The sequence below is a fragment of the Magnetospirillum sp. genome (assembly GCA_027532905.1).
Taxonomy (GTDB): Bacteria; Pseudomonadota; Alphaproteobacteria; order CACIAM-22H2; family CACIAM-22H2; genus Tagaea.
In genome coordinates this window covers 1,187,906-1,210,823 of record JAPZUA010000002.1, presented here as the reverse complement: position 1 = coordinate 1,210,823, position 22,918 = coordinate 1,187,906, and the positions used below count along the sequence as shown (strand labels likewise).

8 protein-coding genes are annotated in these 22,918 nt (G+C 64.7%); all 8 read right to left on the bottom strand.

The window, feature by feature from the left end:
- Positions 1-2,462: calcium-binding protein (locus O9320_13720; GenBank protein MCZ8311905.1), on the bottom strand; the 2,462-nt coding region annotated here is incomplete at its 3' end.
- A gap of 224 nt (positions 2,463-2,686) precedes the next feature.
- Positions 2,687-9,931: a calcium-binding protein gene (locus tag O9320_13715; GenBank protein ID MCZ8311904.1), complete on the bottom strand. Its 7,245-nt coding sequence runs from the start codon at positions 9,929-9,931 to the stop codon at positions 2,687-2,689.
- A 205-nt stretch (positions 9,932-10,136) separates the two neighbouring features.
- On the bottom strand, positions 10,137-12,518 hold the full coding sequence (locus tag O9320_13710; GenBank protein MCZ8311903.1) for a tetratricopeptide repeat protein: 2,382 nt from the start codon (positions 12,516-12,518) through the stop codon (positions 10,137-10,139).
- Complete coding sequence (locus O9320_13705; GenBank protein ID MCZ8311902.1) at positions 12,515-14,293, bottom strand: tetratricopeptide repeat protein; 1,779 nt, start codon at positions 14,291-14,293, stop codon at positions 12,515-12,517. The genes O9320_13710 and O9320_13705 overlap by 4 nt, the downstream gene beginning before the upstream one ends.
- Positions 14,294-14,302: 9 nt before the next feature.
- On the bottom strand, positions 14,303-16,372 hold the full coding sequence (locus O9320_13700; GenBank protein MCZ8311901.1) for a tetratricopeptide repeat protein: 2,070 nt from the start codon (positions 16,370-16,372) through the stop codon (positions 14,303-14,305).
- Positions 16,369-18,447 (bottom strand): tetratricopeptide repeat protein, encoded by a 2,079-nt coding sequence (locus O9320_13695; GenBank protein MCZ8311900.1) that lies wholly within the window; start codon positions 18,445-18,447, stop codon positions 16,369-16,371. The genes O9320_13700 and O9320_13695 overlap by 4 nt, the downstream gene beginning before the upstream one ends.
- Positions 18,444-21,143 carry a tetratricopeptide repeat protein gene (locus O9320_13690; GenBank protein ID MCZ8311899.1) on the bottom strand — a complete coding sequence of 900 codons (2,700 nt, stop codon included), beginning with the start codon at positions 21,141-21,143 and terminating at the stop codon, positions 18,444-18,446. Before O9320_13690 ends, O9320_13695 begins: the two co-directional genes overlap by 4 nt.
- Positions 21,140-22,918 (bottom strand): tetratricopeptide repeat protein, encoded by a 1,779-nt coding sequence (locus O9320_13685; protein ID MCZ8311898.1) that lies wholly within the window; start codon positions 22,916-22,918, stop codon positions 21,140-21,142. Before O9320_13685 ends, O9320_13690 begins: the two co-directional genes overlap by 4 nt.

Below are 22,918 nucleotides of genomic sequence, written 5' to 3'. Positions count from 1 at the left end.
GTGACCGTGTCGGCAGCCGTGCCGCCGACGATCGTTTCGACGTTCGAGACCGTGACCGTGTTGGCGGCCGTACCGCTCGAGAGGATCAGGCGGTCGTTGCCGGCGGCAAGGTCGATCGAACCCGCCGTCGTGTTGGCGGCGAGGGTGACCGTGTCGGCGGTGGTGCCGCCGACCAGCGTTTCGACGTTCGTGACCGTGACCGTGTTGGCGAAGTTGCCGAGCGTGAGGCTGTCGTCGCCGGCCGAAAGGTCGAGCGAGCCCGCCGTCATGGCGGTGCCGATCGTGACCGTGTCGGCGGTGGTGCCGCCGACCAGCGTTTCGACGTTGGCGACGGTCAGCGTGTTCTCGAAGCTTCCGAGGATCAGGCGGTCGTTGCCTGCCAGCAGATCGACGGTGCCCGAGGTGATTTGCGTGCCCAGCGTGATCGTGTCGGTGAGCGTGCCGGCGACCAGCGTTTCGACGTTCAGCACGGTGAGCGTGTTGGCGCCGTTGTTGAGCACGAGGCGGTCGTTGCCGTCGCCAAGATCGATGGTGCCGGCTGTATAGGCCGCACCCAGCGTCAGCGTGTCGTCGTTCGAGCTGCCGATCACCGTTTCGACGTTGACGATCGTCAGCGTGTTGGCGGCCGTGCCGCCCAGGATCAGGCGGTCCGCGCCCGCGGCGAGGTCGACGGTCGCACCGGTGACCGAGGCGTCGAGCGTGACCGTGTCGGCGTTCGAGCTGCCGACGATCGTTTCGACGTTGGTGACCGTAACCGTGTTGACGGCCGTGCCGCCCAGGATCAGGCGGTCGCTGCCGGCACCGAGGTCGATCGTGGCCGTTGTCGAGGCCGCACCGAGCGTGATGGTGTCGGTCGTGGTGCCGCCGACGATGGTTTCGGCGTTCGTGATCGTGACCGTGTTGGCGAAGTTGCCGAGCGTGACGCTGTCGTTGCCGGCTCCGAGATCGATCGAGCCCGAGGTCATGGCCGCACCGATCGTCACGGTGTCGGCGGTGGTGCCGCCAACCAGCGTTTCGACGTTGGCGACGGTCAGCGTATTTTCGAAGTTGCCGAGGATCAGGCGGTCGGTGCCTGCGCGCAGATCGACCGTACCGGCGGTGATCTGGGCGCCGAGCGTGATCGTGTCGGTGGCCGTACCGCCGGTGATGGTTTCGGCGTTGGAGACCGTGGCCGTGTTGGCGAAGCCGCCGAGGATCAGCGCGTCGTTGCCGTCGAGCAGGTCGATGGTGCCGGTCGTGACGGCGGTGCCGAAGGTGACCGTGTCGTTGTCCGAGTTGGCGACGAGCGTTTCGACGTTGAGCACCGTCACCGTGTTGGCGACCGTGTCGAGGATCAGGCGGTCGGAACCGGCCCCAAGATCGACCGTGTTGCCGGTCTGGCTGCCAACCAGCGTCACCGTGTCGGCGGCCGTGCTGCCGACCAGCGTTTCGACGTTCGAAACCGTGACCGTATTGCCGGCCGTGCCGCCGGACAGAATCAGCCTGTCGTTGCCGGCCGCAAGGTCGATCGAGCCTGCGGTCGTGTTGGCGGCGAGGGTGACCGTGTCGGCGGTGGTGCCGCCGACGAGCGTTTCGACGTTCGTGACGGAAACCGTGTTGGCGAAGTTGCCGAGCGTGAGGCTGTCGTCGCCGGCGGCGAGATCGAGCGAGCCTGCCGTCATGGCGGTGCCGAGCGTGACCGTGTCGGCCGTGGTGCCGCCGACCAGCGTTTCGACGTTGGCGACGGTCAGCGTGTTCTCGAAGTTGCCGAGGATCAGGCGGTCGGTGCCGGCGAGCAGGTCGATGGTGCCCGACGTGACTTGGCTGCCGAGCGTGATCGTGTCGTTGAGCGTGTTGGCGACCAGCGTTTCGACGTTGACGACCGTGAGCGTGTTGGCGAAGGCGCCGAGTGCGAGGCGGTCGTTGCCGTCGCTGAGATCGATGGTGCCGGACGTGACGGCTGTGCTGACCGTGACCGTGTCGTCGTTGGTGCTGCCGACGAGCGTTTCGACGTTGGTGATCGTGACCGTGTTGGCGGCCGTGCCGCCCAGGATCAGACGGTCGGAACCCGCACCCAGATCGATCGCGGCGCCATTCACAGAGGCGTCCAGGCTGACCGTATCCGCGCCGGCGCTGCCGACGAGGGTTTCGACATTGCTGACCGTAATCGTGTTGCCGGCCGTGCCGCTCAGAACCAGGCGGTCGTTGCCGTTGCCGAGATCGATCGTGCCGGCAGTTTGGGCCGCTCCGAGCGTGATCGTGTCGGCGTTGGTGCTGCCGGTCAGCGTTTCGACATTGCTGATCGTCAGCGTGTTGGTCGAGGTGCCGCCGAGTTGGACTTCGTCCGCGCCTGCGCGCAGATCGATGAGGCCGGTCGTGAAGGCGGCTGCCAAAACGATCGTGTCGGCACCGGTGCCGCCCGTGATCGTGTCGAATGCGGTGATCGAGTGCGTACCACCAGCGTCGTTGAATGTAATGGGCATTGGATGGATCCCTTCTGGGGTGTTAAGTTCGATTCTCGATAACTTTTATCAGAATTTTAGACATATGCAAGGCGTTATCTCAAAAAACCACCAAGTTTTTCCGATCGCCTTGCCTGTCTGCATCTGGGTACCGCAGGTCCGAAAGTAGAAACCGTAATCAAAGTGAAAAGACCGAGAGGCGGCGACGCCCCCTTCCGAAGAAGGGGACGCCGCTGCCTGTTGGCTTACGTGTAGAAGACGAAGTCCGAGGCCATGCCCGACGTGATGGTGCTCACGCCGATCAGGGTAACCGTATTGCCGGAGCCGAGATTGATCGTCGTGTTGGCCCCGTAGGTCGATGCCGCTTGGACATCGGTGATGTCGGCGAAGGAGAAGAAGCCGCGGATGTCGATCTTGTCGGCGCCGGCGGTGAAGCCGTTGACCGAGTCGGTGCCTGCACTGAGCACGAAGGTGTCGTTGCCTGCCCCGCCCGAGATCGAGTCGTTGCCCGCACCGCCGAAGATCGTGTCGTTGCCCGCACCGCCCGTGAGCGTGTCGTTGCCTGCCCCGCCGTCCAGTCGAGCAGCCGCGCCGGTCACGGTGATGTTGTCGTTGCCGGTTCCGCCGGTGATCGTCTCCACGTTCACGATCGTGATCGTGTTGGCGAAGTTGCCGAGGAACAAGCGGTCGTTGCCGTCGCCAAGGTCGACCGAGCCGGTCGTGAAGGCGTTGCCCAACGTGACCGTATCGGTGTCGGTACCGCCCACGAGCGTCTCGATATTGACCACCGTCAGCGTGTTGGCGCTGTCGGAGAGGGTGAGACGGTCGCTGCCGGCCCCGAGATCGATGGTGCCCGCGGTGAGCTGCGAACCCAGCGTGACGGTGTCGGCGCCTGTGCCGCCGACCAGCGTTTCGGCGTTCGAAACCGTGACCGTGTTGCTGCCGCCCGCCAGAACCAGGCGGTCGTTGCCGGCCCCGAGATCGATCGTGCCCGAGGTGTAGCCCGAGGCGAGCGTGATCGTATCCGACGTGGTGCCGCCGACGAAGGTCTCGACGTTCGTGAGCGTGACCGTGTTCACGAAGTTGCCGAGCGTGAGGCTGTCGTTGCCCGCACCCAGATCGATGGAGCCGGCGGTGATCGCTGCCCCCAGCGTCACGGTGTCGGAGGTGGTGCCGCCGATCAGCGTTTCGACGTTGGCGACCGTCAGCGTGTTCTCGAAGTTGCCGAGGATCAGGCGATCGGCGCCAGCGAGCAGGTCGATGGTGCCGGTCGTGATCTCCGTGCCGAGCGTGATCGTGTCGGCGAGCGTGCCGGCCACGAGCGTTTCGACGTTCGAGATCGTGAGCGTGTTGGCGAAGTTGCCGAGTGCCAGGCGGTCGTTGCCGTCGCCGAGATCGATGTTGCCGGAGGTGTAGGACACAGCCAACGTCACCGTATCGTCGTTGGTGCTGCCGACCACGGTCTCGATGTTCGAGATCGTCAGCGTGTTGGCCGCCGTACCGGTCAGGATGAGACGGTCGCTGCCGGCCCCGAGATCGAAGGTGCCCGAGGTGACGAGCGCGTCAAGCGTGACCGTATCGGCGTTCGAGCTGCCGACCAGCGTTTCGACGTTCGAGATCGTGACCGTGTTGACGGCTGTACCGCCGAGCACGAGGCGGTCGTTGCCTGCACCCAGATCGATCGTCGCCGTCGTCGAAGCCGCACCCAGCGTGACCGTATCCGAGGTCGTCCCGCCAACGATGGTTTCGATGTTGGTCATCGTCACCGTGTTGGCGAAGTTGCCGAGCGTGAGGCTGTCGTTGCCGGCCCCGAGATCGAGCGAACCCGCCGTGATCGCAGTTGCGAGCGTGACCGTGTCGAGTGTGGTGCCGCCGACCAGCGTTTCGACGTTGGCGACCGTCAGCGTGTTCTCGAAGTTGCCGAGGATCAGGCGGTCCGCACCGGCGCGAAGATCGACCGTGCCCGCCGTGAGCTGGGCGCCGAGCGTGATCGTGTCGGCAACCGTGCCGCCGAGCAGCGTTTCGACGTTCGAGACCGTGACCGTGTTCGCGAAGCCGCCGAGGATCAGCTGGTCGTTGCCGTCCAGCAGGTCGATCGAGCCGGTCGTAACGGCCGTGCCGAACGTGATCGTGTCGTTGTCGGTGTTGGCCACGAGCGTTTCGACGTTGAGCACCGTCACGGTGTTGGCCGTCGTGTCGAGGATCAGGCGGTCGTTGCCGGCCCCGAGATCGATGGTACCGGCCGTGATCTGCGCGCCCAGCGTGACCGTGTCGGTGCCCGTACCGCCGACCAGCGTTTCGACGTTCGACACCGTGACCGTGTTGGCACCGCCCGCCAGAGCCAGGCGGTCGTTGCCGGCCCCGAGATCGATGGTACCCGCCGTCGTGTTGGCCGAGAGCGTGACCGTATCCGAGGTGGTGCCGCCGGTCAGGGTTTCAACGTTGGTAACGGTGGTCGTGTTGACGAAGTTGCCGAGCGTGAGGCCGTCGTTGCCGGCCCCGAGATCGATCGAACCCGACGTCACGGCCGTACCGAGCGTGACCGTGTCCGAAGTGGTGCCGCCGACTAGGGTTTCGACGTTGGCGACCGTCAGCGTGTTCTCGAAGTTGCCGAGGATCAGGCGGTCGTTGCCGGCCCGCAGATCGATGGTGCCCGTGGTGATTTCCGTGCCGAGCGTGATCGTGTCGTTGGCCGTGCCTGCGACCAGGGTTTCGACGTTGGCGATCGTGACCGTGTTGGCAAAGTTGCCGAGCGTGAGTTGGTCGTTGCCGTCGCCCAGATCGAGGCTGCCGGTCGTGATTGCCGTGCTGACCGTAACCGTATCGGCATTGGTGCTGCCGACCAGCGTTTCGACGTTCGTGATCGTCAGCGTGTTGGCGGCAGTGCCCCCGAGGATCAGGCGATCGGTGCCGGCCCCCAGATCCACCGTGCCGGCCGTGATCGAGGCGTCGAGCGTGACCGTGTCGGCGGCGGCGCTGCCGATGATCGTTTCGACGTTCGTGACCGTGACCGTGTTGCCGGCCGTGCCCGTGAGGACAAGGCGGTCGTTGCCGGCCCCGAGATCGAACGTGCCCGTCGTGGTGCCCGCACCCAGCGTGATCGTGTTGTTGCCCGCACCGCCGACGACGGTTTCGACGTTCGTGACCGTCAGCGTGTTGGCGAAGGTGCCGAGCGACAGGCTGTCGTTGCCCGCACCCAGATCGATCGAACCCGCCGTCATGGCCGCACCGAGCGTGACCGTGTCGGCCGTGGTGCCGCCGACGATGGTTTCGACGTTGGCGATCGTGAGCGTGTTTTCGAAGTTGCCGAGGATCAGACGGTCCGAACCGGCCCGCAGATCGACCGTACCGGCCGTTGTTTGGGCGGCGAGGGTGACCGTGTCGGCAAGCGAACCGCCGGTGACCGTTTCGACGTTGGCGACCGAGACCGTGTTGGCGAAGCCGCCCAGGATCAGCTGGTCGTTGCCGTCGAGCAGGTCGATCGACCCAGTCGTGACTGCCGAGCCGAAGGTGACCGTGTCGTTGTCCGAGTTGGCGACGAGCGTTTCGACGTTCACGACCGTAAGCGTGTTCGCGGTGGTGTCGAGGATCAGGCGGTCGTTGCCGGCCCCGAGATCGATGGTGCCTGCCGTGATCTGCGCGCCCAGCGTGACCGTGTCCGTACCCGTGCCGCCGATCAGCGTTTCGACGTTCGAAGCCGTGACCGTGTTGGCACCGCCCGCGAGGACCAGGCGGTCGTTGCCGGCCCCGAGATCGACCGTTCCGGCCGTGGTGCCCGACGACAGCGTGATCGTATCCGAGGTGGTGCCGCCGACGAAGGTTTCGACGTTCGTGATCGTGACCGTGTTGACGAAGTTGCCGAGCGTGAGGCTATCGTTGCCAGCACCCAAATCGATCGAGCCCGCCGTCACGGCCGTACCGAGCGTGACCGTGTCCGACGTGGTACCGCCGACCAGGGTTTCGACGTTGGCGACCGTCAGCGTGTTCTCGAAGTTGCCGAGGATCAGGCGGTCCGCACCAGCGCGCAGATCGATGGTGCCGGTCGTGATCTGGCTGCCCAGCGTGATCGTGTCGTTGAGCGTGCCGGCGACCAACGTTTCGATGTTCACGATGGTCAGCGTGTTGGCGAAGTTGCCGAGCGTGAGCTGGTCGTTGCCGTCGCCCAGATCCATGCTGCCGGACGTGATCGCCGTGCTGAGCGTGATCGTGTCGTCGTTGGTGCTGCCGACCAGCGTTTCGACGTTCGTGACCGTCAGCGTGTTGGCGGCCGTGCCGCCGAGAACCAGGCGGTCGGCTCCAGCCCCGAGATCGACCGTGCCGGCCGTAACCGACGCGTCGAGCGTGACCGTATCGGTCGCCGCACTGCCGATGATCGTTTCGACATTCGTGACCGTGACCGTGTTGGCGGCGGTACCCGTGAGGACGAGGCGGTCGTTGCCGGCCCCGAGATCGATGCTGGCCGAAGTGGTGCCCGCGCCCAGCGTGACCGTGTTGTTGCCCGCGCCGCCGACGACGGTTTCGACGTTCGTGACCGTCAGCGTGTTGGCGAAGGTACCGAGCGACAGGCTGTCGTTGCCCGCACCCAGATCGATCGAGCCCGCCGTCATCGCCGCGCCGAGCGTGACCGTATCGGCCGTCGTGCCGCCGACGATGGTTTCGATGTTGGCGACCGTGAGCGTGTTTTCGAAATTGCCGAGGATCAGGCGGTCGGTGCCAGCGCGCAGATCGACCGTGCCGGCCGTAACTTGAGCGCCGAGCGTGACCGTGTCGGCTGCCGTGCCGCCGAGCAGCGTTTCGGCGTTCGACACCGTAACCGTGTTGGCAAAGCCGCCCAGGATCAGCTGGTCGTTGCCGTCGAGCAGGTCGATCGACCCAGTCGTGACCGCCGAGCCGAAGGTGACCGTGTCGTTGTCCGAGTTGGCGACGAGCGTTTCGACGTTCACGACCGTGAGCGTGTTCGCCGTCGTGTCGAGGATCAGGCGGTCGTTGCCCGCACCCAGATCGATGGTGCCTGCTGTGATCTGCGCGCCCAGCGTGACCGTGTCCGTACCCGTGCCGCCGACCAGCGTTTCGACGTTCGAAACCGTGACCGTATTCGCACCGCCCGCGAGGGCGAGGCGGTCGTTGCCCGCGCCCAGATCGACCGTGCCGGCCGTGGTGCCGGCCGACAGCGTGACCGTATCCGAGGTGGTGCCGCCGACGACGGTTTCAACGTTGGTGAGGGTGACGGTGTTGGCGAAGTTGCCGAGCGTGAGGCTGTCGTCGCCGGCGGCGAGATCGAGCGTGCCGACCGTGATCGCCGTGCCGAGCGTGACAGTGTCGGCCGTGGTGCCGCCGACGAGCGTTTCGACGTTGGCGACCGTCAGCGTGTTTTCGAAGTTGCCGAGGATCAGGCGGTCGTTGCCCGCACTCAGATCGACCGTGCCGGAGGTGACTTGCGTGCCCAAGGTGATCGTGTCGGCGAGCGAGCCGGCGACGATGGTTTCGACGTTCAGCACCGTCGCCGTGTTGGCGGTGTTGCCGAACACGAGACGGTCGTTGCCGTCGCCCAGATCGACCGTACCGGCCGTGATGGCGCCGCCGAAGGTGACCGTATCGTCGTTGGTGCTGCCGACCAAAGTTTCGATGTTCGAAACCGTGACCGTGTTGGCGGCCGTGCCCGACAGAATCAGGCGGTCGTTGCCGGCCCCGAGATCGACCGTACCGGCCGTGATCGCCGCGTCGAGCGTGACCGTGTCGGCATTCGTGCTGCCGACCAGGGTTTCGACGTTCGTGACCGTGACCGTGTTGACCGCAGTGCCGCCGAGCACGAGGCGGTCGTTGCCGGCCCCGAGATCAATCGTCGCGGTCGTCGAGGCCGCGCCGAGCACGACCGTATCGGTCGTGGTGCCGCCGACGATGGTTTCGATGTTCGTCATCGTCACGGTGTTGGCGAAGTCGCCGAGCGTGAGGCTGTCGTTGCCCGCACCCAGATCGATCGAGCCCGCCGTCATCGCCGTGCCGATCGTGACCGTGTCGAGCGTGGTACCGCCGACGATGGTTTCGACGTTAGCGACCGTGAGGGTGTTTTCAAAGTTGCCGAGGATCAGGCGGTCGGTACCAGCGCGCAGATCGACCGTGCCGGCCGTGAGCTGGGAGCCGAGCGTTACCGTGTCGGACGCCGTGCCGCCGAGCAGCGTTTCGGCGTTCGACACCGTGACCGTGTTGGCGAAGTTGCCGAGGATCAACTGGTCGTTGCCGTCGAGCAGGTCGACAGAACCAGTCGTGATGGCCGAGCCGAAGGTGACCGTGTCGTTGTCCGAGTTGGCGACGAGCGTTTCGACGTTCACGACAGTGAGCGTGTTGGCGGTCGTGTCGAGGATCAGGCGGTCGTTGCCGGCTCCGAGGTCGATCGTACCGGCCGTGATTTGCGCGCCCAGCGTGACCGTGTCGGTGCCCGTGCCGCCGACCAGCGTTTCGACGTTCGAGACCGTAACCGTGTTTGCACCGCCCGCGAGGACCAGGCGGTCGTTGCCCGCACCCAGATCGACCGTGCCGGCCGTGGTGCCGGAAGACAGCGTGACCGTATCCGAGGTTGTGCCGCCGACGACGGTTTCAATGTTGGTGAGGGTGACGGTATTGGCGAAGTTGCCGAGCGTGAGGCTGTCGTCGCCGGCGGCGAGATCGAGCGTGCCGACCGTGATCGCCGTGCCGAGCGTGACCGTGTCGGCCGTCGTGCCGCCGACCAGCGTTTCGACGTTGACGACCGTCAGCGTGTTTTCGAAGTTTCCGAGAATCAACCGGTCGTTGCCGGCGTTGAGGTCGATGGTGCCCGACGTGATCTGGCTGCCCAGCGTGATCGTGTCGGCAACCGTGCCGGCGACGAGCGTTTCGACGTTGGTGACCGTAACTGTGTTGGCGACGTTGGCGAGGACGAGGCGGTCGTTGCCGTCGTCGAGATCGATGGCGCCGGTCGTGGCGGCGGAATTCAGCGTTACCGTGTCGCCGTTCGTGCTGCCGACCAGGGTTTCGACGTTGCTGATCGTCAGCGTGTTGGCGGCGGTGCCGCCCAGGATCAGGCGATCGCTGCCGGCCGCGAGATCGACCGTGGCGCCGTTGACCGAATTTTCGAAGGTGACCGTGTCGGCACCCGCACTGCCGACCAGCGTTTCGACGTTGTTGATCGTGAGCGTGTTGGTCGTGGAGCCGCCGAGGACGAGGCGATCGTTACCGTTGCCGAGGTCGATCGAGCCTGCCGCGAGTGCTGCACCGAGCGTCACCGAGTCGGCGAGCGTGCTGCCGACGATGGTTTCGACGTTGGTGACCGTGACTGTGTTGCCGACTGTGCCTGCCGCGCCCAGCGTGAGCTGGTCGTTGCCGGCTGCAAGGGTGATTAGGCCGGTTGTAAGTGCGTCCGAGAAGACGAGCGTATCATCGCCAGCGCCGCCCGTTACGGTATCGGCCGAGACGAACGTGTAGGTGCCGCCTGCGGCGCCAAGAGTAACGGGCATAATACGGTCTCCCTTCTGGAGGTTTGAATTCGAGAATAACCAAGAGTTATCATGATGACAAGAAACGAGTCAAGCGGGTCAAGATTACATTTTGCGTCGCATTTCGCTTAGAGACTCGAAAAGCTCAGCAAAATAGCCTGTTCCATTATCGGATAAGTTATGTCGAATTTTAGATAAATAATCAATAGCAAATTTTTTGGCTTAATTATCCTAATTTTGTTAATCTATTATAAATTCTTTTCAACGCATCCGACCAATCGCCACGCGCGTTTTGGCGCACAAGTTCGGTATTCGGATACCATGGCGAGTCATTGCGGTCGAGCAGCCAGCGCCAATCCGGGTTGAAGGCAACCAAAGCGAGCGTTGGCTTGCCCAAAGCGCCGGCTAGATGGAGTACGGACGTATCGACGGCGACCACAATATCCATTGTCTCGACCAAGGCGGCCGTATCGGCGAAATCGCGCAGCGTTGCGCCGAAATGCGTGAAATTTGGAAATTTCTTAGCGGTTTCAGCGTCTTCGTCGCGCATTTCCTTCTGCAGGCTGAAAAACACGACGTCGGCGGCGAAAAGGGGCGCCAGCTCGGCCAGCGGAATCGAGCGGTTGCGGTCGTTTTTGTGCGCCGTGTTGCCGGACCAAACGAGGCCGACGCGCTTTCTGTCTTTTTGGCCTAGTTTTTTAAGCCAAGCGGCGACGCGCTTTTTGTCCGCGCGAAGGTAGGGGGTCGCCGCCGGGATCGTCGCAAGGTGCGTATCGAATGCGAGCGGCAGGCTCATCAGCGGGCACTGCAGGTCGATCGGCGGCAGTTTTTCGTCTTGGTCGAGCACCGACTCGACGCCGTCGAGCGTCTGGAGTAGCGACTTGAGGGCGGCTTGCGCCTGCACGACCACGCGGGCCCCGCGCGCTGCCACCAAGGGCGCGTAGCGCACGAACTGGATCGTGTCGCCGAGTCCCTGCTCGGCATAGAGCAGAATGCGTTTGCCCGTAAGATCGGCTTCGCCCATCCATTGCGGCACGTCGAGTTGGGGCTTCGGGAAATTGCCGGCCTGCCAGCGCCATTCGTAGTTGGGCCAGCCTTCCGCGAAATCGCCCAACAGAAGCGCGCACATCGCACTGTTCATGCGCGCGAGCGGATCGTCGGGCTTTGCCGCCAGCACGCGCGCGTAGCCTTCGCGGGCTTCCGCATAGCGGCCGAGATCGCACAGCGCCACGCCGCGATTGGTTTCGGCCTCGTGGAAATCGGGCTTCAGTGCGAGCGCTTTTTCGTAATAGGCGAGCGCTTCGTCGTGGCGGCCAAGCACGCGCAGCACGACCGCGCAATTGCTGTAGGCATCGGCAAATTCGGGGTTGGCGCCGAGCGCCGCGCGATAGGCTTCGACCGCCTCGAGCGGCCGTTCGAGACTGTAGTGCGAATTGCCGAGGCCGTTCAGCGTATCGGCATTGTTTGGGCGCAAGGCGAGCGAATCGCTGTAGGCACCGGCCGCCGCTTCGTGCTGGCCCAGATCGCGCAGAATATTGCCGCGCTGGAAATGCGCTTCGGCATTCTGCGGCTGCAGGGCCAGTACCGATTCGTAGCAAGCCAGCGCTTCGTCGAAGCGTCTGACGTCGCGCAACGCATTGCCGAGATTGCCGTAGGCGGTCGCACTGCGCGGCGCCAAGACAAGCGCCTTGCGGATCTGGCCCACAGCCAAAGCACTGTCGCCGCGCTGGCGGTAGAGCACGCCCAGCAAATGCGTTGCGTCGAAATTGTCCGGGCTTAGCGCCAAAACCTCGCGATAGAGCGCTTCGGCTGCCGGGAAGTTTCGCGCCTGCTGGGCCGCAACCGCGCGGTTCAGCAAGTCGCCGATATCCGGCGCAGCGGGGGCTGGCGCTGGCGCGGGCGTCGCGGCAGGGGCGGGCGCTGGTGCGGGTGCAGGCCCGACATTGAGGCCGGTCAGCGCGTGTATTTCGGCACGGCTCAGCGTGCCTTGCTTCGGCAGGCGGCCGCCCGCATCGACTTCGATTTGCGGTCGCTTGCGCAGCACGATCTCGATGCCGCATTCGCCGATCGGCGTCAGCGTCTGGTCGAGCGGCGGCAGGCGATAGCGGTAGGAGGCGTCGAGCTTCTCGAGTTTGACCGTCTCGGCACTCGGCGGAAGCTGCGTGAGCAGTGCGAGCACGTTGATCGATTTGGCACTCCACGAGCGTTTTTTGTAGAGCGAGAAGGTCCATTTGTGGTCGGTGTTTTTGTTCGACGGCCAAATGCCCTGCTCGTAGAGATCCTCGTCCGGGATCAGCAGCACGAGATGGCCGCCGGGTTTGACCACCGCAAACCAGCGCTGCAACGCCGCCATCGGATCGACCATATGCTCGAGGCAATGGCTCGAATGCGCAAAATCGAGGCTGTCGTCGGGAATGGTTGCGAGCTTCTGCGCGTCGCCGTCGGGCATGTCCCACACGCGCAAACGCGTCATCAGCGGGAACTGTTCGGCATAAAGCGACAAGGGATCGCTGCCGGCCCCGATATCGATGCCGGCACCCACGAAGAAGCGCGTGGCGTAGCGCACATCCGCCATGCGCCGCACCAAGGCTTTGGCCGTGCCCGTCATGGCGTGGGACCTTTGCGCAAGGCGTCCGCGACTTCCGCCAGCGCGTCGCGCCAATCGCCGGTTCGCCTCTGGCGGAATAGCCGCATGCTCGGATACCAGGGGCTGTCGCTGCGCTTTTGCAGCCAACGCCAATCGGCATTGTAGGGGACCAGCACCCACACCGGCTTGCCGAGGGCACCCGCGAGGTGCGCCACCGAGGTGTCGACGCACAGCACCAAATCGAGTGCTGCGATGAGGGCCGCCGTGTCGGCAAAATGGTGCAGCTTGTCGTTGAGAACGGCGATGTCGGGCCGGTTTGCGAGCCACGCACGGTCGGCCGCGCGGAAATCCTTCTGCAGGCAGAAGAAGCGCTCGGTGCCGCTCGCCACGCCCAAGAACGCGTCGATCGGGATCGAGCGATTGGCGTCGTTTTTATGGGTCGTGCTGCCCGAGCACGCAAAGCCCACGCGCAAGCCCGGCTTGTCGCCCAAATACGCGCGCCAGGCTTCGACGCGCGCAGGCTCGGCCGCCAAATAGGATATGGGCGCCGGGATCGTCTCGAGCGTGGTGCCGAACGCGTGCGGCAGGCTCATCAGCGGGCAATGGCAATCGACCGGCGGAAGGGGATCGCGCCAGCCGATCAGCGTTTCGACATGCGCCATGCCCGCAAACAGCGGCTTCAATGCGGGCTGCACTTCGAGCACGATGCGCGCGCCCAAGGCCGCCACCATCGGCACGTAGCGTACGAACTGGATCGTGTCGCCGAAACCTTGCTCGGCATGCAGCAGAATGCGCCTGCCCGCGAGATCGAAATCGCCCTGCCAGCGCGGCGCGCCGAAATCGCGGTTGCGGTCGTCGGGCTGCGAGCCTCGCCAGCGCCATTCGTATTCGTCCCAGCCGCGCTTGAAGTCGCCGGTCGCGAGTAGCACGGCACTCGCAGCGCGGTGCGCCATCGAATGGTTGGGGTCCGACGCGATCGCGTTTTCAAAATCCGCGAGCCCGGCTGCCATGTCGAGCGTTTCGAGCGACAGCACGGCCCGGTTGAAATAGGCCTCGGTGAAGCCGGGGCGCAAGGCGATTGCGCGGTCGTAGTGTCCACGTGCTTCTTCGTGCTGGCCTTGCATGTGGAGCGCGTGCGCAAGGCCGCTTTCGAGCTCGGCATCGTCGGGCTTCAGCGCCAACGCGGCCGCAAAGCGTTCGCCCGCCTCGCGCATGCGGCCGAGCGTGGTGAGCGCATTACCCGCAAGCTTCAGCGCGTCGCCGTAGGCCGGACGCAGGGCGATGGCGCGTTCGACCGCTTCGAGCGATTCGGCCGGCCGCTCGAGCTTGCGCAACGCGAGGCCCAGATTGTACCAGGTCGCGGGCGCATTGGCGGCAAGTGCGAGCGCGCGTTTGTAGCTCTCCACGCAGCCGGCATTGTCGCCGAGCAATTGTTGCGCGTCGCCGCGTCGCGTCCAAGCGCCCGCATCGTCCGGCGTTGCGGCGAGCGCGTTGTCGTAGTGGCGGATCGAATCCGCGTGGCGGCCCGCATCGAAAAGCGCGTTGGCAAGATTGAGCTGCGCATCGAGCGCACGGGCAGGGATCGCTGCGATCGCTTTTTCGATCGAAGCCACGGCTGCCGCCGCGTCGCCCAAGCGGCGCAGCAGCGCCCCTTTCAGATGGAGTGCGTCAAAATCGTTCGGATTGGCGGCTAGCACTTCGTCGTAGAGCGTGCGCGCAGCCGCAAGGTCGCCCGCCCGATGTTTATCGAGTGCTGCGGCAAGCGTCTTTGCGGTGGCGGCGTCGGCGTGCGGCATGGCGATGATTCAGGCGGCTCCTAAGGCCGCATCGACATCGGCAAGCGGGCCTTGCCAGTCGCCGCGCTGCGTCTGCCGGAACAGCCGCATGCTCGGATACCACGGGCTGTCGCTGCGGCCCAAAAGCCAGCGCCAGTCGGGCTTGAACGGCACGAGCACCCAGGTGGGTTTGCCCAGCGCACCTGCGAGGTGCGCAATCGAGGTATCGACCGTCACGACCAGATCGAGCGCTTCGACGAGGGCTGCCGTCTGCGAAAAATCGACGAGATCGGAGCCGAAATAGCCGATGTCGGGCTGGCCTGCGAGCCAGGCCTGATCCTCGACGCGCAATTCGTTTTGCAGGCACACGAACTGGCGACCTTGTTTTGCGAGCGCCATGAAGTCCGGCAGCTTGATCGAGCGGTTGCGGTCGTTTTTGTGCACGGGCCGGCCCGAATTGGCAAAGCCAATGCGTTTGCCGGTGGCGTTGCCCAAGCGATGGCGCCACGCCGCAACCTTCGCCGCATCGGCCTTCAAATAGAAAGGTGCTGCCGGGATCGTCGCAAGCTCGGTCTTGAAGGCAAGCGGCAGGCTCAAGAGCGGGCAGTGGAAATCGACCGGCGGCAATGGCTGGCCCTGCGGCACGAGCTGGCCCACCCCTTCGAGCGACGCAAACAGCGCCACCAAGGCGGGCTGCACTTCGAACACGACGAAAGCACCGCGCGCCGCCAGCATTTTCGCATAGCGCGCAAACTGGATCGTGTCGCCGAAACCCTGCTCGGCATAGACGAGAATGCGCTTGCCCTTGAGATCGGCCGTTCCCGTCCAGCGCGGCACGCCGTACTCGCGCTTGACGCGCAGCAGCGAGTCTTCGTGCCAGCGCCACTCGTATTGCGGCCAGCCGCGCTTGAAGTCGCCCGTCATCAGCCGCACGAAGCTCGAATGCAGATTGGCTTCCATATGCTGCGGTTCGACGGCGATGGCTTTTTCGAAGTCGGTGAGGGCCGCCTTCGTGTCGAGCGCTTCGAGCCGCAGATTGCCGCGATTGTAGAGCGCGTCCGCGAATTTGGGATCGATCGACAGCGCCTTTTCGTACGCCGCCAGCGCTTCGTCCTCGCGGCCCAAATCGCGCAGCGCGTTGCCGAGATGCGTATGCGCCAAACACGCGCGCGGTTCGATCGCGAGCGCTTTGCCGATGAAGGCGATCGCCGTCTGACTGTCGCCGCGCTGGCGATAGAGCACGCCAAGCAAATGGTTGGCGTCGAAATTCTCGGGATCGGCTGCGATCACGGCACGATAAAGAGCCTCGGCACCGGCATAGTCCTGCGCTTGATGGCGTTTGAGCGCCTGTTCGAGCTGGGCGGCGAGATTGGCAGGCAGGGGTTTGGGCGCTGCCGGCGCAGGGGCGGGTACCGGTGCTGGCGCAGGCCCCAGATTGATGCCGGTCAGGGCATGGATCTCGGTGCGCGACAAGGTGCCTTTGCGCGGCAGACGCCCGCCCGCGGCAATCTCGTCGGGCAAGCGCTTGCGGATCACCAATTCAATGGCGCATTCGCCGACGGGCGTGAGCGTTTGGTCGAGCGGCGGCAGATTGTAGCGATAGGAGGCGTCGAGTTTTTCGAGTTTGATGAGCTCGGCCGCTTCGGGGAGCTTCGCCACCATCTCGATCACGTTCAGCGACTTCGGGCTCCAGGACTTCGTTTTGTAGATCGCGAAGGTCCATTTGTGGTCGTTGTTTTTGTTCGACGGCCAAATGCCTTGTTCGTAGAGGTCTTCGTCGGGGATCAGAATGACGAGATGCCCGCCGGGTTTGACGACTTCGAACCAGCGCTGCAACGCCGCCATCGGATCGACCATGTGCTCGAGGCAATGGCTCGAATGGACGAAATCCAGACTCGCATCCGCGATCGTCGCGAGCTTCTGCGCATCGCCGTCCGGCATGTCCCACACGCGCAATGCCGTCATCAGCGGGAACTGTTCGGCATAGAGCGACACGGGATCGCTGCCAGCCCCGATATCGATGCCTTGGCCGACGAAAAACCGCGTGGCGTAGCGCACATCCGTCAGACGGCGGACGACCGATTTGCTGGCTTCCTTCATTTCGATTTCTTGCCGCTGCTTTGTTTTTTGGGGCTTGCTTTGAGTGCTTGCGCCACTTCGTCGAGCACGTTGCCCCAGGCGCCGCGATTGGTCTGGCGGAACAGCCGCACGCTCGGATACCACGGGCTGTCGCTTCGCTTCTGCAGCCAGCGCCAATCGGTATCGTAGCGCAGCAAAATCCAAGTCGGCTTGCCGAGGGAAGCCGCGAGGTGCGCCACGGACGTGTCGACCGTGATCACGAGATCGAGATTGGCCATCAGAGCCGCCGTATCGGCGAAGTCCGAAAGATCGGGGCCGAAAAACGGAATCTCGGGGCGCTGATCGAGCAGGGCCGCGTCTTCGGGCCGCAGTTCTTTCTGCAGGCAATAGAAACTGTCTTTCGGCGTGACGATGTTCAGAAAGTCGCGCATCGGGATCGAGCGATACGTGTCGCTTGTATGGCGCGGCTGGCCCGTGCTCGCATAGCCGATGCGCCTTCCCTTGGGCGGTCCCAGCCGCTTGGCCCACGCGGCCGATAGGGCCGCATCGGCCTTGAGATAGGCGGGCGACGAAGGGATCGTCTCGATATCGGTCTTGAAGGCGAGCGGCAGGCTCAGAAGCGGGCATTCGAAATCGACCGGCGGCAGCGTGTCGCCGCGCACAACGAGCTCGGCGACGCCCGCAAAACCCTCAACGAGCCGCTTCAAAGGCGGCTGCACTTCGAGCACCACATGGGCGCCGCGTGCGGCCACCATCGGCGCGTAGCGCACGAACTGGATCGTGTCGCCGAAACCCTGCTCGGCATGCAAGAGGATGCGCTTGCCCTTGAGATCGGCCTCGCCCGTCCAGCGCGGCACGCCGAAATCGCGCAGCACGTCGGCCGGGTTCTCGCCGCGCCAGCGCCACTCGTATTGCGGCCAGCCGCGCGCAAAATCGCCGTGCAGCAGGCGCACCATGCCCGAGAAGCGGTTGGCCATCGCGTGCGTCGGCTCGTTTTCGATCGTCTTGTCGAAATCGGCGAGGGCACCGTGCGTGTCGACCTCGTGCAGCGCCATGTAGCCGCGATTGTAGTAGGCCTCGGCGAGCTTCGGATCGATCTCCACGGCCTTGTCGTAATGCGCGCGCGCTTCGGCGTTGCGCCCGAGATCGCGCAGCGCGTTGCCCAGATGCATGTGCGCCAGCGAACTGCGCGGGATGATTTCGAGGGCCCGCTCCAGGAGCGGAATTGCGGCCGCCGAATCGCCCTGTTGGCGGCGCATGATGCCGAGCAGATGCGGCGCGTCGAAATTTTTCGGATCGGCCGCCATCACTTCGCGATAGAGAGGCTCGGCCGCAGCGAGATCGTTTTTCTGGTGCAGCGCCAAAGCTTGGCGCAGTTTCGTGTCGGTCGTCGATGCGGGTGCGGCGGCAGGTGCTGGGGCTGCGCCGACATTGATGCCGGTCAGCGAGAAGATTTCGGCGCGCGACAGCGTTCCTTTGCGCGGCAATCTGCCGCCCGCCGCAATCTCCTCGGGCAGGCGTTTGCGGATCACCATTTCGATGGCGCATTCGCCGACGGGCGTGAGCGTCTGGTCGAGCGGCGGCAGATTGTAGCGGTAGGACGCGTCGAGCTTTTCGAGCTTCACGAGTTCGGCAGCCTCCGAGAGTTTGGCCACCATCTCGATCACGTTCAGCGACTTCGGGCTCCAGGACCGCTTCTTGTAGATCGCGAACGTCCATTTGTGGTCGTTGTTCTTATTCGACGGCCAGATGCCCTGCTCGTACATGTCCTCGTCCGGGAACAGCAGCACCATGTGGCCGCCGGGCTTCAGCACGTCGAACCAGCGCTGCAAGGCCGCCATCGGATCGACCATGTGCTCGAGGCAATGGCTCGAATGCACGAAGTCGAGGCTTGCATCCGCAATGGTAGCGAGCTTCTGCGCATCGCCGTCCGGCATGTCCCACACGCGCAAGCCCGTCATGCGCGGGAACTGCTCGGCATAGAGCGAGATCGGATCGCTGCCCGCGCCGATATCGATGCCTTGGCCGACAAAAAAGCGCATTGCGTAGCGCATGTCGGCAAGGCGGCGGACGATGGATTTGCTGGTTTCTTTCATATCGCGACCGCTTGCTGTTGCGCGTTGAGTTCATTCAAGGCGGCGGCCGCTTCGGCGAGCGCCGGTTCCCATGCGTCGATCGCCTTCTGGCGGAACAGACGCATGCTCGGATACCACGGCGTGTCGCTGCGGCCCAAAAGCCAGCGCCAATCCGGATTGAAGGGCAGCAGCACGAAGGTGGGTTTCCCCAGCGAGGCCGCCAGATGGGCGACGGACGTATCGACCGTCACGACCGCGTCGAGCGTGGAAACGAGGGCAGCCGTCGCGGCAAAATCGGCGAGATCCTGACCGAGAAACGGCACGTGTGTTAGGGCCGCGAGCGCTCCGCGGTCGGCGTCGCGCAGGTCCTTTTGCAGGCACACGAGCTGTCGCCCCGGGGCCGCAAAGGTTGAAAATTCGCGCATTGGGATCGAGCGGTTTTTGTCGTTTTTGTGCGTGGTACTGCCCGAAGCAACGAAGCCCACGCGCGTTTTGCCGCGCTTGCCCAAACGCCGCTCGAACGCTGCCGCAGCCGCCGCATCGACGCGGAAAGGGGCGGGCGCACGCGGGATCGTGGCAAGGTCGGTCGCGAACGCAAGGGGTGCGCTCAAAAGCGGACATTCGAGATCGATCGCGGGCAGTTTTTCGCCGCGCGCCACAAGTTGGGCGACACCCGGCAAACCTTCGCACAGGCGTTTCAACGCGGGCTGCACTTCGAGGATCACGTGTGCGCCGCGCGCCGCAGCAAGCGTGGCGTAGCGCGCGAATTGGATCGTGTCGCCGAAGCCCTGCTCGGCATAGAGCAGCAGGCGCTTGCCTTTGATGTCGGCCGAGCCGGCCCAGCGCGGCACGCCGTAGCTGCGGATCGAGGCGGCGATGGCAGGATCGGCCCAGCGCGTCTCGTATTGCTGCCAGCCTTTGGCGAAGTCGCCGAGCAGCAATTGCAGCATGGCTTTGGCGCGATTGGCGGCCATGTGGGCAGGTTCGCGCGCAATGCTCGCGTCGAAGTCGCGCATGGCGGCATCGGTGTCGAGCCCGTCGAGCGCGAGGATGCCGCGATTGTAGTAGGCCTCCGCATAGGCCGGGCGCAGCTCGATCGCGCGCGTGAAACACGCAAACGCCGCATCGCGATTCCCGAGCGCGCGTTCGATCGTGCCGAGATTGTTGTGCGCGTCGGCAAAGTCGGGGCGTGCGGCAAGTGCCGCCTGATAGCGCGCCCGCGCTTCCTCGAGCCGCTCGAGCGCAAACAAAGCACTGCCAGCCCCGTTTAGCGCCAGCGCATGCGCAGGTGCGGTCGCGAGCACGGCTTCGCAGCTTGCAAGCGCTTCTTCGAAACGCCCGAGTGCCGACAGCGCCACGCCGCGATTGATCGCGGCCTCGTGGAAATCGGGGCGGAGCGCAAGCGCCTTGTCGTAGGCGGCGAGCGCTTCCGCATTGCGGCCGAGGGCGCGCAGCACCACGGCTTGGTTGCTCAGCGCCTCCACATAAGTCGGGCGCAGCTGCAAGGCCGCGTCGTAGCAGGCGAGCGCATCGCCCAAGCGCCCGAGCGCATAGAGCGTGCTCGCACGCCCGTTCAGCGCTTCGGCATAACGCGGGTCAAGTGCCAGGGCCGCGTCGTAGGCGGCGAGCGCTTCCTGGGGCCGCTGCAGATCGCGGAGCAGATTGCCGCGCTGGAATAGCGGTTCGGCGTTTTGCGGCTGCAACGCGGCCGCCTTGGCGCAAGCCTGCAGCGCTTCTTCGAGGCGGCCGAGATCGCGCAGCGCATTGGCGTAGTTGCCGTAGGCCGAGCCGCTGTTCGGCTCGAGCGCCAGCGCTTTGCCGATGAAATCGACGGCCGCGCCGGAATCGCCGCGCTGGCGATGGGCAACGCCGAGCAGATGCAGCGCATCGAAATTGGCGGCATCGTCGGCGAGGATCGCGCGATAGATTTTTTCGGCCGCCGCAAAATCGCGCGCTTGATGCAATGCCACGGCCTTGGCCAAGCGCGGATCGATTTCGGTCTTCTTGGCGGCAGCCTTGGGGGCCGGTGCCGGCGCTGGGGTAGGCCCAAGATTGAGGCCGGTCAGCGCATGGATCTCGGCGCGTGACAAAGTCCCTTTGCGCGGCAATCTTCCGCCCGCACCAATCTCGGCCGGCAGGCGTTTGCGGATCACTATTTCGATGGCGCATTCGCCGACGGGCGTGAGCGTCTGGTCGAGCGGGGGCAGATTGTAGCGGTAAGACGCATCGAGCTTTTCGATCTTGACGATTTCGGCCGCCTCCGGGAGCTTCGCCACCATCTCGATTACGTTGATCGATTTCGGGCTCCAGGAGCGCCTTTTGTAGATTGCAAAAGTCCATTTATGGTCGTTGTTCTTGTTCGACGGCCAAATGCCCTGCTCGTAGAGATCTTCGTCCGGGATCAAGATCACGAGATGACCGCCCGGCTTCACGACCTCGAACCAGCGGGCCAACGCCGCCGTCGGATCGACCATGTGTTCGAGGCAATGGCTCGAGTGCACGAAGTCGAGGCTTTCGTTCGCAACGGTAGCGAGTTTTTGCGCATCGCCGTCCGGCATGTCCCACACGCGCAACGCCGTCATCAGCGGGAACTGTTCGGCATAGAGCGACACGGGATCGCTGCCGGCCCCGATATCGATGCCGGCCCCCACAAAGAAGCGTGTGGCGAAGCGCACATCCGTCAAACGCCGGACGACCGATTTGCTGGCTTCTTTCATGGCGTGGGCAGGGTGCTCAAAGCGGCGCCCACTTCGTCGAGTACTTCGGCCCAAGCGCCGATATGCTTCTGCCGGAACAGCCGCATGTTCGGATACCACGGGCTGTCGGTGCGGCCCAAAAGCCAGCGCCAGTCCGGGTTGTAGGGCAGCAGCACCCAAGTGGGCTTGCCCAGAGCGCCCGCAAGATGCGCGACGGACGTATCGACCGTCACGACCAGATCCATGTTGGCGATGAGGGCGGCCGTATCGGCGAAATCGGCCAGCGTGTCGCCGAAAAACGGCACGTCGCGGCGGCTGCGCAGGAACGCCGCATCGGCGGGCCGCAATTCCTTCTGCAAGCACATGAACGTGACACCCTCGGGCGCGATCGCCAGCATGTTGCGCATCGCGATCGAGCGGTTTTTGTCGTTTTTGTGCGTGGCACTGCCGGAACACACGAAGCCGACGCGAAGGCCCGTCTTCGCGCCGAGGCGTTTTTGCCAGGCTTCGACCGCCGCCGCCTCGGGCTTCAAATAGCCAAGCGGGGCGGGCACGCTGTCGAGATCTGTCTTGAAGGCGAGCGGCAGGCTCAGAAGCGGGCATTCGAAATCGACGGGCGGCACAGCCTCGCCGCGCGCAACGATTTGGGCGGCTCCTGCAAATCCGTCGAGCAGGCGGCGCAAGGGCGGCTGTACTTCGAGCGCCACATGCGCACCGCGTGCGGCCGCCATGGGCACGTAGCGTACGAATTGGAGCGTGTCGCCGAAGCCCTGTTCGGCATAGAGCAGGATGCGTTTGCCCTTGAGATCGGCTTCGCCCGTCCAGCGCGGCTCGTCGAATTTGCGGCGGCTCGAGGCAAGGCCGCTGTCGCGCCAGCGCCATTCATAGTCCGGCCAGCCGCGCTTGAAATCCCCGCCCTGCAGACGCGTGAGGGCCGCGTTCAGATTCGCCATCGTGCTGTCAGGGTCGTGCTGGATGGCTTTTTCGAAGTCGGCGAGTGCGGATTCGTGGTCGAGCGTGTCGAGGGCGAGATTGGCGCGGTTGTAAAATGCAACCGAACGTTCTTTGGCTTGCCTCGGCAGCTTTTCGTTGAGGGCGACCGCGCAGTCGTAGTTTTCGCGCGCCTCGCTGCGCAAGCCGAGCCCACGCAGCGCGTTGCCGAGATTGCCGTAGAGTTCGGCGAAATCGGGTTTGCCTGCGATGGCGCGCCGATAATAGGCGAGCGCTTCTTTCGGCCGCTCGAGGCTGACGAGCGCATTGCCGCAGGCATTGAGCGCTTCGGGATAGTCGGGCCGCAGGGCGAGGGCGCGTTGTGCGGCTTCCAGCGCTTCTTGCGGTCGCTCGGCCTTTTGGAGCGCGTGGGCGAGATTGTGCCAGCTGTTGGAATCAGTCGGCGCCAACGCCAGAGCCCGGCGATAGGCCGCAATACCGCCTGCCGTGTCGCCCGCCATTTGCAGCGCGTCGGCATAACGCGCCTGCGCCACCGCATCGTTGGGGGCAACGGCGAGGGCCCGCGCATACTGCTTGGCGGCGTCGGCGTAGCGCGCACAGTCGAACAGCGCGTTGGCGAGATTGAGGGCGGCGGAATCGCTGCGCGTCGGGTGGGCGGCGATGGCTTTTTCGATGGCCGCGACGGCGGCCTTCGCGTCGCCGCTTTTGCGCAGCAAAGCGCCCTTTAAATGGAGGGCGTCGAAATTCAGCGGTTCGATGGCCAGCACGCGGTCGTAAAGCGGGGCAGCCGCTGCCAGATCGCCCGCGCGATGCCGCTCGAGTGCCGCTTCAAGCGTTCCCGACAC